The sequence below is a fragment of the Prevotella aurantiaca genome (assembly GCF_015262605.1).
Classification (GTDB): domain Bacteria; phylum Bacteroidota; class Bacteroidia; order Bacteroidales; family Bacteroidaceae; genus Prevotella; species Prevotella aurantiaca.
The window spans coordinates 1-13,594 of sequence record NZ_JABZSJ010000065.1 but is presented as its reverse complement, the minus strand read 5'-3'; the positions used below and the strand labels follow the sequence as shown (position 1 = coordinate 13,594).

General features: G+C 38.2%; 13 protein-coding genes, 1 tRNA gene and 1 other RNA gene. 4 read left to right on the top strand and 11 right to left on the bottom strand.

The window, feature by feature from the left end:
• A partial coding sequence (locus HXN26_RS09665; protein WP_273160971.1) for a transposase occupies window positions 1–329 on the top strand: 329 nt, incomplete at its 5' end.
• An 11-nt stretch (window positions 330–340) separates the two neighbouring features.
• Here the strand turns inward: HXN26_RS09665 and HXN26_RS09660 are convergent.
• The 8 genes from HXN26_RS09660 to HXN26_RS09625 form a co-directional block, all read right to left on the bottom strand.
• Window positions 341–871, bottom strand: coding sequence for a 5-formyltetrahydrofolate cyclo-ligase (locus HXN26_RS09660; RefSeq protein WP_273160973.1), 531 nt, complete (start codon window positions 869–871; stop codon window positions 341–343).
• A gap of 81 nt (window positions 872–952) precedes the next feature.
• Window positions 953–2,620 (bottom strand): S41 family peptidase, encoded by a 1,668-nt coding sequence (locus tag HXN26_RS09655; RefSeq protein ID WP_273160969.1) that lies wholly within the window; start codon window positions 2,618–2,620, stop codon window positions 953–955.
• Entirely contained in the window at window positions 2,601–3,047 is a 447-nt protein-coding gene (locus HXN26_RS09650; RefSeq protein WP_024999959.1) for a deoxycytidylate deaminase, read from the bottom strand. The genes HXN26_RS09655 and HXN26_RS09650 overlap by 20 nt, the downstream gene beginning before the upstream one ends.
• A 34-nt stretch (window positions 3,048–3,081) precedes the next feature.
• The gene (locus HXN26_RS09645; protein ID WP_273160966.1) at window positions 3,082–5,172 is read right to left on the bottom strand and encodes a M3 family metallopeptidase; all 2,091 of its coding nucleotides are present in this window, start codon (window positions 5,170–5,172) and stop codon (window positions 3,082–3,084) included.
• Window positions 5,173–5,243: 71 nt separating this feature from the next.
• On the bottom strand, window positions 5,244–5,906 hold the full coding sequence (locus HXN26_RS09640; protein ID WP_024999960.1) for a Crp/Fnr family transcriptional regulator: 663 nt from the start codon (window positions 5,904–5,906) through the stop codon (window positions 5,244–5,246).
• A gap of 32 nt (window positions 5,907–5,938) precedes the next feature.
• The gene (locus HXN26_RS09635) at window positions 5,939–6,967 is read right to left on the bottom strand and encodes an FAD:protein FMN transferase (RefSeq protein ID WP_273160964.1); all 1,029 of its coding nucleotides are present in this window, start codon (window positions 6,965–6,967) and stop codon (window positions 5,939–5,941) included.
• Between the two features lie 92 nt (window positions 6,968–7,059).
• Complete coding sequence (locus HXN26_RS09630; protein ID WP_024999962.1) at window positions 7,060–8,016, bottom strand: glycosyltransferase family 2 protein; 957 nt, start codon at window positions 8,014–8,016, stop codon at window positions 7,060–7,062.
• 29 nt (window positions 8,017–8,045) lie between these two features.
• Complete coding sequence (locus HXN26_RS09625; RefSeq protein ID WP_024999963.1) at window positions 8,046–8,573, bottom strand: DUF4199 domain-containing protein; 528 nt, start codon at window positions 8,571–8,573, stop codon at window positions 8,046–8,048.
• A gap of 155 nt (window positions 8,574–8,728) precedes the next feature.
• On the opposite strand from HXN26_RS09625, the gene ffs reads away from it, so the two are divergent.
• Together ffs and HXN26_RS09615 are read left to right on the top strand one after the other, a co-directional pair.
• Window positions 8,729–8,827, top strand: an RNA gene (ffs, locus tag HXN26_RS09620) — signal recognition particle sRNA small type.
• A gap of 3 nt (window positions 8,828–8,830) precedes the next feature.
• A tRNA-Thr gene (locus HXN26_RS09615) sits at window positions 8,831–8,904 on the top strand.
• A gap of 548 nt (window positions 8,905–9,452) precedes the next feature.
• Here the strand turns inward: HXN26_RS09615 and HXN26_RS09610 are convergent.
• The 3 genes from HXN26_RS09610 to mtaB all read right to left on the bottom strand — a co-directional run bounded on the left by HXN26_RS09610 (window position 9,453) and on the right by mtaB (window position 12,755).
• On the bottom strand, window positions 9,453–10,259 hold the full coding sequence (locus HXN26_RS09610; protein ID WP_024999964.1) for a gliding motility protein GldB-related protein: 807 nt from the start codon (window positions 10,257–10,259) through the stop codon (window positions 9,453–9,455).
• A gap of 157 nt (window positions 10,260–10,416) precedes the next feature.
• Entirely contained in the window at window positions 10,417–11,418 is a 1,002-nt protein-coding gene (locus HXN26_RS09605; RefSeq protein WP_024999965.1) for a glycosyltransferase family 2 protein, read from the bottom strand.
• The gene (gene mtaB, locus HXN26_RS09600) at window positions 11,415–12,755 is read right to left on the bottom strand and encodes a tRNA (N(6)-L-threonylcarbamoyladenosine(37)-C(2))-methylthiotransferase MtaB (protein WP_273160961.1); all 1,341 of its coding nucleotides are present in this window, start codon (window positions 12,753–12,755) and stop codon (window positions 11,415–11,417) included. Before mtaB ends, HXN26_RS09605 begins: the two co-directional genes overlap by 4 nt.
• A 501-nt stretch (window positions 12,756–13,256) precedes the next feature.
• Between mtaB and HXN26_RS09595 the strand changes: the two genes are divergently transcribed.
• Complete coding sequence (locus HXN26_RS09595) at window positions 13,257–13,451, top strand: hypothetical protein (protein ID WP_024999967.1); 195 nt, start codon at window positions 13,257–13,259, stop codon at window positions 13,449–13,451.
• The last annotated feature ends 143 nt before the right edge of the window (window positions 13,452–13,594 follow it).

The window sequence follows — 13,594 nt, the reverse complement described above, 5'->3', positions numbered from 1 at the left end:
ATAGAGGGTATAGAGGTATAAAGCAGATTGGGCAGACAAAGATACTCATCCCAGATATTCCTAAAGCTAAAGACAGCTACTACCAAAAGAGAAAGAAACACAAGTTATTTTGTAAACGAGCTGGTATAGAGCCAACGATAGGACATCTTAAAGCAGACCACCGATTATCTCGCAACTTTTATAAAGGTGTGAAAGGAGATGCTATCAATGTATTATTAGCTGCAGCAGCATATAACTTCAAAAGAGCTATGAGAGTTCTTTTGGACCTTATAAAAAGAATCAGCATAAAGCTTGTCAATACAAACTTTATACTGAAATATAGTTTTTAAGGGACGACTAATTAAAGAACTTCGTCTACTTTCTCATCATATTGGTCGGTAGGGATACTATTGAGTTTTTGGAAATCAAAACAAACACCTAATTTGTATGCTCGTTTAGCTTGCTTTAAAAAGCGGTCGTAATATCCTTTTCCGCGTCCGAGGCGGTTTCGGTCAGCATCAAAGCTCATACCAGGAACAGCTATGAACTCAATACTTTCGTAGTCACTAAAGAGTTCGCCAATGGGTTCTAAGATATGAAACGAACTTATTGCCATATCCTTAGCCCCTGTATAACGACGTATTTCCATTTCTGTTTCGCTGATAACAACAGGCAATAACACATCTTTGCCAGCTTCTACCATTTCGTCTACAAAGGTGTGAGTGAATACTTCATCGGGCAATGAGTGGTAAAGCATTATGGTTTTTGCAGCAATAAGTTTAGGATGATGGCGCAATCGTTCAATGATAGGTGCAGATAGAACTTTAAGCTGCTCTTGTGTATATTGACGCTTACGAATTCTGATTTCTTTTCTTAACTCTGATTTATTCATAATAAGTAAGATTATGTGGGCTTGTTTGAAACGAAAATGAGGCTTATCAAGTCGTTTCGACTCGATAAGCCTCATCATGTTTTATGTAGTTTTACTTTGTTTATTATTTGCCATTCCCCCCCCTTTAATAGGTGCCTTTGGGAATGCCTCGCCGCTATTTAAAACTTTAATAGCCGCTTTTATCATATCATTATCACGATTTAGATACTGGTTCCACGCTTGCTCATCTAGCATATTATAGATAATGCGGCTGTTAATATAGTTCTCTAATAATGAATGTGACTTATGAATTAGGTTGTTTCTCCGCTGCAATCCATTCTTTTCAGCATAGTTTGCAAAGTCGTTTACAAGATTATTACCTTTTAAATAGTCTGATAAAGTAATCAAATCAGGATACTTATTCAGTGTCTGACGATTATCATCAGTATATTTGAAAGCAAATTGCAGAATGAGTCCACGCATTGCTGCCTCCTTGTAATATGATGTTATGTCGCTCGTATCTTCTGGTATGAAGATGTCAGGCGTAATGCCTCCGCCACCATAAACAATACGTCCGTTGTTTGTGTGATAGGCTGGACCTGTATGTTTAATGCTATCTTGTGAGAAGAACTCTCCATGTTGGTAGCGTGTCATCATATCTTGTTCGTATGCAGCAAGCCCTCCTGGCTTGAAAGGCTTTTGTATACAACGTCCAGAAGGGGTGTAATAGCGCGCTATAGTTAGGCGAATCATACTGCCATCGGGGAATTGTATTTGCTGCTGCACCAGACCTTTACCAAACGAACGGCGGCCTACGATTGTACCACGATCGTTGTCTTGAATGGCTCCTGCAAAGATTTCAGAAGCAGATGCAGACCCTTCGTTAATGAGTACTACCAAAGGAATGTGCTGATAACTACCTTTTCCGCGGCTTCTATATTCACGTCGCGGACTCTTTCGCCCCTGCGTGTAAACTATAAGTTGGTCCTTTTTCAAAAATTCTTCAGTCATGTGAACTGCACTTTCAAGGTATCCGCCAGAGTTATCACGCAAGTCTATAACCAATTTGTCAGCTCCTTGAAGGTTTAGTTGTTGTAGTGCTGTCAGCATTTCAGCATAAGTTCGTTCGCCAAAATTCTTTATCCGGATATATCCGATAGAGTCGTTGAGCATGTAAGTTGCTGAAATACTCTTCATAGTGATATCGTTTCGGGTAAGCACGAAATACTTAACGTTTTTCTCTCCAAAGCGTTTTACACCGATTTTAACCTTAGAACCTTTCGGCCCTTTTAGTCTATGCTGTGCTTCTTCGTTGGTAACGCTATCTCCAACAAATGGTTTGTCATCGATACTAACAATCTTATCGCCTGCAAGAACGCCTGTCTTGTCTGCTGGTCCGTTCTTTATAACATTCTGAACGTGTAGGGTATCTTGCTGAATAGTGAACTCTATACCTACTCCGGAGAACGAACCTTTTAAGTCTTCTGTTGCCATTTGCACATCTTTAGCACTGATATAAACTGAGTGGGGGTCAAGTTCTGCAAGGATTTGAGGTAGAGCTTTGTCTACCAATTCATCAATATTAACCGAGTCAACATACTGGTCATCAATGATATGTAGTAAGTTACTCAACCTACTACTACCGCTATTAATTATATTTAGGCGGTTTCCTGAAAAGTGATTGGCATAGAATGTTCCAACAAGCACTCCGATAACAACACACAATGCCAGCCACAACGGCATGAAACGATTATTCTTGTTCTGACTCATAGTCTTCAAGATTTAAATATTCAACCTCTATATTAGCACGCTCAAGTAGGTCGATGCCTTCGGTAAGTCTGTATTTTTCTCCATATACCACACGCTTAATGCCCGATTGAATGATAAGTTTCGCACATTCAATGCAAGGCGAAGCTGTTACGTAAAGTGTTGAACCGTCACTGTTATTGCCACTTCGAGCCAGCTTGGTTATTGCATTAGCTTCGGCATGCAATACGTATGGTTTAGTAATACCATCTTGATCTTCGCAAATATTCTCGAAACCGCTAGGTGTTCCGTTGTATCCATCACTGATAATCATCTTGTCTTTCACTACCAGTGCACCCACTTGGCGACGTTGGCAGTAGGAATTCTCTGCCCAAACACGCGCCATACGTAGGTAGCGATAGTCGAGAAGTGTTTGCTTTTCCATCTTCATGTTTTCTTCTTATATATGGATATATGTTGTTCCTTTAGTTTGATTTTGTTATACCATTGCGTTCCAAGAGCGCATCAATAGTAGGCTCTTGTCCACGGAAGCGTTTGTACAGCACCATAGGATGCTCAGTACTACCTTTTGAAAGAACATTGTCTCGGAAGCTCTGAGCAGTAGCTTGGTCGAATATACCATTCTTTTTGAATAGGCTAAAAGCATCAGCGTCAAGTACTTCAGCCCACTTATAGCTGTAATATCCAGCTGCATAACCACCAGACATGATATGAGAGAACTGCGTAGTCATACAGGTTCCGTCTATCTGTTCACCGATAATGGCTTTTTCCCATGCCTTTTTCTCAAATGGAATTATATCCTCTTTAAGATCCTCTTGCTGTGTATAGTATGCCATATCTAACAGACCAAAGCTAACTTGACGTAGACAAGCCATTGCAACATTGAAGTTCTGGCTGGCTATAATTTTCTCAATGAGTTCATCAGACATAGGCTCTCCCGTTTCGTAATGGAAAGCAAAAGTTCGCAGGAAATCCTTCTCTACTGCAAAGTTTTCCATAAATTGCGATGGGAGCTCTACGAAATCCCACCATACATTAGTTCCCGACTGACTTTCAAAACGACTGTTTGCAAAAATACCATGTAGTGAATGGCCAAACTCGTGTAGGAATGTTGTAACCTCACCTAAGCGTAGTAATGCTGGTTTATCTTCGGTAGGCTTTGAAAAGTTCATTACTAACGATACGTGCGGACGTATGTTTTTACCTTCTTTTGTGATTCGTTGTCCTTGGTATTCTGTCATCCATGCACCCGCACGCTTGCCTTTTCGCGGGAAAAAGTCTACATAAAGCACTGCTAGATAACTACCATCTTTGTCGTAAACCTCATAGGGTTTCACGTCAGAATGGTAAACAGGAATGTCTTTATTCTCTTTAAAGGTAATTCCATAAAGGCGAGTAGCCAGTCCAAATACGCCTTTTATTACGTTGTTTACTTCGAAGTAAGGGCGCAAAACTTCTGGATCGAGGTTGTATTTTGCCAATTTCAGCTGATGCGCATAGTATGCTGTGTCCCATGGCATCATCTTAAAGTCGTCCCCTTCTTGCTTTGTCGCCATCTCACATAGTTCGTTGTATTCTTTAATAGCCGTTGGTTTGTATGCATCAATAAGGTTGTCAAGTAAGTTATAGACATTCTTTACATTGCTGGCCATACGATATTTCATCACAAAATCGGCATAACTTTCGTATCCTAACAACTGTGCTGTTTCTCTACGAAGGTTCACCAATCGTTTGCAAATATTAATATTGTTTTCCGAGTTAGCCTTAATACAAAGCGTATTATGTGCCATGTAGAGTTCTTTTCGTAGATCTCGCTGCGTACTATACATTAGGAACGGACCATAACTTGGCGCATCTAATGTAAATACCCAACCTTCAAGACCTTGCTCTTTTGCTGTTGCAGCAGCTGACTCACGAATAGACTTAGGCAGACCTTCAAGCTTTTGCTCATCTGTGATGTGGAGTTTGTATGCTTTGTTCTCCTTTAATACATTTTGTGAGAAGTTCAATGATAACATGCTGGCCTCTTCTGTAAGTTTGCGAAGCTTATCTTTGTCGTCTTCACTCAGTAATGCACCGCTGCGAACAAAGCCATCATAGCTTTCTTCAAGTAGTTTGTTTTCTTCGGGAGTAAGTTCGCGGTGCTTTTCATAAACAGCCTTTATACGCTCGAAAAGTTTGGGGTTAAGGCTTATATCGTTAGCATGTTTTGTTAGAATTGGACTCATCTTCTGTGCCAAAGCGTCCATTTCGTCGTTAGTTTCTGCACTTAACATATTGAAGAACACACTTTCGACACGTGAAAGGAGGTCGTAGTAATGCTTGCGTCCTTCCACTTCATCTTCACGGATAAGTGTATTTTCGAAAGTAGGCTCTTCAGGGTCGTTTATTGTTTTCTCTATTTGTTCGTCCTCACGGCGAATTCCTTCTAACATAGCTTCCTCGTAATCGGCAAGCGTTATTTTGTCGAATGGAACAGTTTCGTGTGGAGTATTGTATGGCTCAAAGAAGGGATTCAGGCGTTGCTGTCCCTCCGTGTTTGTATTTTCTGTCATGTTTTGCTTTCTCTCTAATATGCTACAAAGTTACTGAAAAAACTATGTATAAGCAAAAGAGTATAACACATTTAACGCAATTTTTCTAATGAAGGAATGTTAATCTCGCTTCGTGTCAATGCGATAGTATTATTTTTGTTTAAAGCATTCAACATTTTTGAGACGTTAAGCCTACTTTCATGCAATTCATTAGCTAAGGTTTGCATATTTATTTTAATAGTTTTTTTGCCTGCAGGATGGTCGCAATGTGTTCTTACAAAGTAAACAAATTTCTCTTGAATGTCCTTTGGATGCTGCTGCCAAGGTATGCGACTACAACGTTGTGCCTGTGTGGAAAGCATATTCAAGAGGTTTAAACGGAAGATGAGATAATTGTTTGTGAGGTTTAAAACTTCGCTTTTATCAATGTATAATATATTGCATTTAGTTGCTGCAACGAAAGTTTTGGAGTAAAATTGTACCAATCCGAATAAACGCTCAGGCTGTATGGCAGTGGGAGCTGTTATTTCTTCAATGACACTGTAGCTATGGTTGTCTGCATGACTTTCTACTATGAGTTTGCCATCCATAAGGAAATATAGCCTACCACCCTTGTCGTTTTCCTTTACTAATATCTCTTTGGGTTTCAATTTAAGAAATCCAAACTTGGTTGTACTAACGATTTCTGCTAAATCAGTAGCTCCAATACCAAGGAACAAAGGTAGTTCAAGAAGTTTATCGTATATCTGAAGCATTCGTTTTGGAGTATTTCTTTATCAGTAATTATTTACTGAACAATTTTCTTTTCCAGTTCTGGACTATACCAAACCTTTAGTTTACCTTGATGGTCAGAATAGATGAAGTATGCCATAAGCTCCTTATGCTTTTCCAAAACCTTCTTAGATCTTTCCATTCCCATAACCATAAAGGCAGTGGCATAGGCGTCAGCAGTAGCACAATCGGCTGCTAAAACAGTCGCTGAAAGAAGAGAATGTTGCACAGGATAACCTGTTTTAGGGTCAATTGTGTGTGCAAATTTCTTTCCACCCTTATAGTAGAAGTTACGATAATTACCACTTGTTGCCATAGCTTTGTTGGTAATGTTGAGAACTGTTTGTAGTTCTGTGTTCGTATTGGTGCTGTCTTCGATAGGTTTATTTACTCCAATCTTCCATGGAACACGGCTTTCGCTGTTTCCACTAACGACGATTTCACCACCAATCTCTATCATAAAGTTCTTAATATCATACTTTTTGAATAGCCTTGCAATCACATCTGAGCCGTAACCTTTAGCAATAGCAGAGCAATCAAGCATGATACGTTGATCAGTTTTTTTTATTCTCTTGCCCATTATAAGCGAAACTTTTTCGTAACCAACGAGTTGCTTTAAACTATCAATCTGTTGCTTAGATGGTGTTGTTCCTTGTTTAAAACCAAACCCCCATAGGTTTACCAGTGGTGCAACTGTTATATCGAAAGCTCCGTCAGTCTCTTTTGATATTGCTTTCGCTTTGTCGAAGATCTCTATAAATGGTTCATCGAGTTTTGTTACTTCGTTATTGTTCACTTTTGAGATGACAGATTGATTATTAAAAGTAGACAAAGAGTTGTCTATCTTCTTGAGTTCGGCTTCAATTTCTTTCTGTAAGTCTTGGTCGTTTTGGTATGTTATATGGTAAAATGTACCAAAAACCTGTCCTTCGTTGTACTGATAGGGAGTAGAACGTTGTTGTGTTATAATGAAAATGGAACCTATGATGAGCAATGTCAAGAAAGGAAGCTGCCATAATAGCTTTTTATTTGTTATCTTATTCATTATTTATCTGTGTTTATCAGTTGAGGAATAAATAACAAGGAGGAAAGGTTTAAGAATATGGTAAATACCATATTCTTAAACCTTTCTTTGTTCTATAAGTTTATTTCTTCTTCTATTAAATAGTCGTTTCGTCTATCGCTGTTACGGCTAATTAAGTCGCCTAAGAAGCCTGCAAGGAAGAGTTGCGTACCTAAAATCATAGCTGTAAGAGCGACAAAGAACGTTGCATGGTTTGTGAGTAAGTCGCCATAAACACCATTTAGTAGGTTAATTACCTTTTCAATGATGAGAAAAAGGAAAGCAATAAGACCTATGAAGAATACAAAACTGCCCAACAAACCAAATACATGCATTGGTTTCTTACCGAAATTAGTCAAGAACCAAAGTGTTATAAGGTCGAGGTAACCATTAAAAAAACGATTAATGCCAAATTTTGTAGTGCCATATTTGCGTGCTTGATGGTGTACAATCTTTTCACCAATCTTCTTAAACCCAGCCTCTTTTGCTAAGTATGGTATATAACGATGCATCTCTCCGTACACCTCAATATTCTTCACAACAGCTTTTCTATATGCTTTCAGTCCACAGTTGAAGTCGTGTAAGTTTTTAATACCACTTATTTTACGTGCTGTTGCATTGAAGAGTTTGGTCGGAATGGTCTTTGTTAGTGGATCGTAACGTTTCTGTTTGTAACCACTTACAAGGTCGTAGCCTTCTTCAGTAATCATCTTATATAGTTCTGGAATCTCGTCAGGAGAGTCTTGAAGATCTGCATCCATTGTTATAATAACATCTCCTTGAGCTTCTTTAAAGCCACAGAATAGAGCAGGACTCTTGCCGTAGTTCCTGCGAAACTTTATACCACGCACGTTTTTATCTTCTTTGCTGAGTTGTTGAATAACTTCCCAACTTTTGTCTGTAGAGCCATCGTTTACAAAGATAACCTCATAAGTGAAGTGGTTGGCATTCATTACTCTACAAATCCAAGCGTGCAATTCTGGCAAACTTTCGTCTTCGTTGTAGAGCGGTACTATAACAGATATGTCCATATATTGTATTTCTTCAAGTATTGTTTCTTTTATTTTGTATTCCGAGCCATAATGCTTGACACGATAAGACTGATGATTGCGCCAAAGAGAACTTCGTACATCAAGCTGTTTATCACCATTGTAGTTGGAGAGAAAGCTTCAGGTAGAGTCGCTGTAAATTCCTCCCTACTTATTCCTAAGGCTGTAAAAAAGCTATCGTATTCAGGCAAAGATGTTATCGCCGATATTATATTTATCACCTTTCCATGATCTAAAAAGGTCATATAGAGCCATTGTAACAAACTGAAAAGTAGGGCAGCATTCATAAAAACACGCATACAATAGAAGTAAGCACGTTTGAACGAGATGATACCTTTTAGTCCAATTTCTCTGTAAATCTTTAGTCTGTAAGCTACAAAAAATGGGGTAGATAATGTAATTAGGGAACTAAATGTTCCTAATATTGCAAGTAAAGGCGATGCTAAGAAGCAAGTGAAACTTGCTGCCCATACAATAGCTAAATATATTCCATCATATCGTGCGTAGGCACGGAGTTGTGTTATCTCCTCATATTTCATACTGCAAAAATACAGAAATTATATTATAAATAAGGTATAGCTATTGTGAAATTATGTTTTTTTGTTAAAAACGCAAAAAGAGTGCCACGAACTTGTTTTATTTCAATTATTCTTTCTATCTTTGCATTGGCTTTTCAGAAATGAAAAGATAATATGGGCAAGTCTTTTACGGTCAGCTCCCTTTTAATCCCCCAGGATGGGAACGTAGCAAGGGCAGAAGGTTGTAGCGACGCGATAAGAGTAGCTTGCCCACCTCCGCCTCTTTAGCTCAGTTGGCCAGAGCACGTGATTTGTAATCTCGGGGTCGTTGGTTCGAATCCGACAAGAGGCTCAAAAATAATAGCAATTAACTATCTAAGAGTACTTTTAATAAAGTGCTCTTTTTTTATTCTATGACGTTTCAACTTTTCTTGAGTTGTTTAGATGCTGTTTGAGTAACGAGGCAACAAAATTCATAGTTCACTTTTTATAATGGGATAATACACTTTCCAGCTACCTTATTTTTACTTTCGCAAATTGTTTTATAAGTTAGAAAAAGAGATAAAGAGTGTAAATTCACTTGGAAACACATGGTGTCGTGTATCTTTCTAGTTATCAGGGTAATGTAAAACAATCGGTTTTATATTATAAAAGTACCTATTTTGCCTCGCAAAACAGGCACTTTTGTTGTTCAAAATGGGATCTATTGCAAAGTCAAAGCTTAGCTATGATTTTTCGTAAGGATAAGTAGCTTGTTTTTAAAGGTATATTAACTCTTATGATCCAGTAGAGGGAAGAAGATTATATCCTCGAAAAATGTATCCAGAACATAATTCTGTTGTCATTTTGTTAAGTCAAAATGTCGCTATAATGAATAAATAAGAGGCGTACCATTCAAGTTTAAAGCACTTTAAACTTTGAAAAATCAGTTATTTTCAACAGTTCATCATATGAGGTTTTACGATGTTCCTGCATATAATTTTCCACTGCAACAACATATTTTGTACGGAAAGTACGTCGGCCTAAAGCTTGGTTAACGACCCAATTTATCTTTCCTATGTGAAGATCACGCTCTAATTGAGGTCGTTTATCGGATTCTTTTAGTTGATAAACACTCATTAAATAGAACGAAATACAATCGGAGACAATATGCTCGCGTGTCATTTGTTGACGTTGTAATGGTGAGTAATATTTCTGATATAGTGGGAATTTTTCGCCTAAATATTTATCAAGTGATACACCTACTGTACCATTTCCAACAACAATACTTTGGTCTAATGCCGATATTTGGGCATAAATGCGTGGTATCTCTAAGTTAGGAAGCTTATGCGTTAAGTGCTTAAAAGCTACACTTAGTTGCTCGTTAAGGTCGTCAACATTAGCATATTCCGACTCAACAGATGCGATCAGTGCTTGTAAAGTAGTATCTTGGTAAAACTTTAAGAATTTTGTATTGATGTCAGGGTCTGTTGTATTGCCAAGTTGGACAACGTCTTCAATAAGTGTACGAGTTTCCATTGGATACTCGGAATTCATTTGTTGCAATGCAGAAAAGTCTCCCGTAGTAAGATAACGGTATTGTAAACGGTCGTAACGTTCTATCTCTACAATGTTGTCATTGGCACTTTCATCTTCAGATGAAAGTTTTATATGGCAACTATTTAGAGCTATGCAAAATGCTAGCAATATATAATAGAACTTATTCACTTGTATTTTCTTTACTTATTTGAAATGCTGTTATCGTCCGCAAAAGTACTAAAAAGTATTTAATAATGCAACTAATTAGCTAAAGATCTTAAAATACGTTATGTAATTTTCTTTGTTTTCGGCTTATAATTGGTGTAATTGTGTATTTTTTTAACACTTATATGTCTTTTAATTTGTCGAAAGTATCACTCTTCTTAGCATAATATTGCCAAAGGATAGAGTAGGGTGTGCGCTTGTCTTTGTAACCTTTTTGTTTTGTATGTTCAAACGTATTGCGCCATTTCTTGAATGCTCTTCTTGCTTTTATTACTGCTAAGAAGTCGCCCAAGTTTAATTTCAATAGCAGCATTTGGAAAGCTGCGAGATAGTCAAGCGCCCATCTTTTACGCATTATAGACTTTAATTCTTCCTCAGGAAGATTCTTCCATAACATTGTTAGATTGTTGCGGAAGTTCAAAAAAGTCTTTCTTGAATTAGATTTGGGCAATGTTCCGCCTCCTACATGGTAGACATAGCTGGTTGGAAAGCAATATATTTTTCGTCCGGCAAGCTGCAAACGCCAGCAAAGGTCTATTTCTTCGCTGTGCGCAAAGAAGCGTTCGTCGAGTCCGCCTACCGCCCAATAGTCTTTTGAACGTATCATAAGGCAAGCTCCCGTAGCCCAGAATATTTCGGAATTGGTATCGTATTGCCCGTTGTCTTTTTCCACTTTGTCGAATATTCTGCCACGACAGTAAGGATAACCATACTTGTCGAGGAACCCGCCCGAAGCTCCTGCATACTCGAAAGCGTCCTTGTCGTGCACGGCAAGCAGCTTGGGCTGGCAAGCTGCAATCTCTTCGTGGGCGTCCATTTCTTCGATAAGGGTTGTCAGCCAATGATGTGTTACCTCTACATCGCTGTTCAACAGAATGTAGTAATCGCTTTCCACCTGCTTCAATGCAATATTGTAGCCACCTGCAAACCCATAGTTCTTGTCGAGTACGATGGTTCTGATGTGGGGGAAATTCTCTGCAAGCCATTGCAAAGAATCGTCGGTCGAAGCATTGTCGGCTACGATAACTTCCGCTTCTGCTTGTGAGTAGCGCACCACAGATGGCAGGTATTGCTGCAGCATAGCGCGCCCATTCCAGTTTAAAATAACAATGGCTACTTTCATAACAGTTCTACTTTTAATGCAGATTTATCGAAATTGAAGTCGCCAAGGCGCACTTGCATAATTTGGTTATCATATGATTCTTGTACTTGTGCAGGAGATAGTTCTACACGAATATAGTTTTTTGTAAATCCGTGCATAGCCTTTCCGCGTACTGCTTTCTCGAATAATACCTCGGCTTTGCGTCCAATATGCTCTGTGTAAAATCTATGTGTCATCTCGTCAGAAAGTTGTAAAAGCTGATGTGCTCGACGTTTTTTCTCCTTGTCATCTACAACGTATGGAATGGAAAGTGCCGATGTGCCTGGACGTTCTGAGTAAGGGAATACGTGAAGTTGAGTGATTGGTAAAGTTGAAATAAAGTTATAGCAGTCTTCAAAATATTGTGGTTCTTCACCACGGCAACCCACCATAACGTCTACACCTATAAAAGCATCGGGTGTGATTGTTTTTATAAGATTTATTTTGTGAGCAAACAATGCTGTGTCATATCTTCGGTGCATTAGTTTTAAAACTTCGTCCGAACCACTTTGCAGTGGTATATGGAAATGAGGCATGAAGGCACGCGACTGCGCACAGTATTCTATAAGCTTATCATCGATAAGGTCTGGTTCGAGCGAACTTATTCGGAAACGTTCAATACCTTCTATTTGGTCTAATGCTTTTACTAAATCAAGAAAGCTTTCGCCTGTTGTCCTGCCAAAGTCTCCAATGTTTACACCTGTTAGTACAATCTCTTTTCCACCTTCTTTAGCAGCCTGTTTAGCTTGCTGAACTAACGATGCAATGTCAGGATTACGTGAAAATCCTCGTGCATAAGGTATCGTGCAATAGGTACAGAAGTAGTTACAACCATCTTGTACCTTTAAAAAATAGCGTGTACGATTACCCTTCGAACAGCTGGGTTGGAACTTAATAATTTCTTTTGTCTTTACAGAATGGAAGGTTCCTTGCTGATCTTGTCCATCGAATTTGTTCCAAGCATCGCTTAAATATTGTATTAAATCTGCCTTTTCGTTGCTTCCTAACACTAAACTCACTCCAGGAATATTTGCCACTCGTTCACTTTCGAGTTGGGCATAACACCCCGTTACTACAATAAAAGCATTCGGATTCTGCCTTGCCATTCGATTGATGACTTGGCGGCACTTGTGGTCGGCAACTTCTGTTACTGAACAAGTATTTATAAGGCAAATATCGGCAACTTCGTCTTTTTTAGCTTCTCGTACGCCCATTTCTCGCAACATACGAGCGAAAGTACTTGTTTCTGAGAAATTAAGTTTGCACCCTAAGGTATAGAACTTTGCCGTTTTACCTTGAAATGAAGATGTATCTATCATAATTTGCAAAGGTACTGTTATTCCACCATACCTCCAAATTTCAGCATACTTGTTGAGAATATTTTGCAAGTTTAAAGTCTACTTCTTAATTTTACATCTTATACATGTCTGACTTTATGATTTTATAGCCTGACATACCTGACTTTTAAGTGTTCGTACAATAATATGTGGTTGTTCTTTTTATAATAATGTAAACTTGCTCTTATTCACATGTATATTTGCGTTTTGTCATAATTAATTCTTTTTTGTTGAAGGAATCAAGCATTTTTCTTTATCCTTTATAGACTTAAATAGAGCATCATGGGTAATTGAAAATCATTATTAGCAATATTTAACAGAAAATCTACGTCTGTAATCGTCTAATAATCAATAGAATATAAAATGGTTACAAAAATAGTGAAAAAAAAATATTAAAAAACGTGCGACAATTAAAAAAAATGCCTACCTTTGCATCGTTTTAAGAAACTAATGATCGTTTTACAGATTTAAAAAGCAAAGAAAATGAAAAAGTTATTATTTGTAGCAGTAGCTTTCGCAGCTATCTCTTTGACATCTTGCGATGGTAAAGGTAAACCAGCTGAAGGTACAGATTCATCTAAGGTTGACACATCTATGGTTGATACTACACGCCAAGATACAAACAAGGTTGATACACCTGCAGTAGGGGCTAACGCTGATACAGCTACAGTTAAGTAATTAAGTTTACTTACATTTAAAGAAATCTCCGTTGAACTCAAATAGTTCAACGGTTTTTTTATGTCTTTTAGCCTGAGTATTATAGCTTTTTTTAGGCGTAATGGACATTTGGTAGGCTGAAAAGCTCACGGATTTTAGTAATG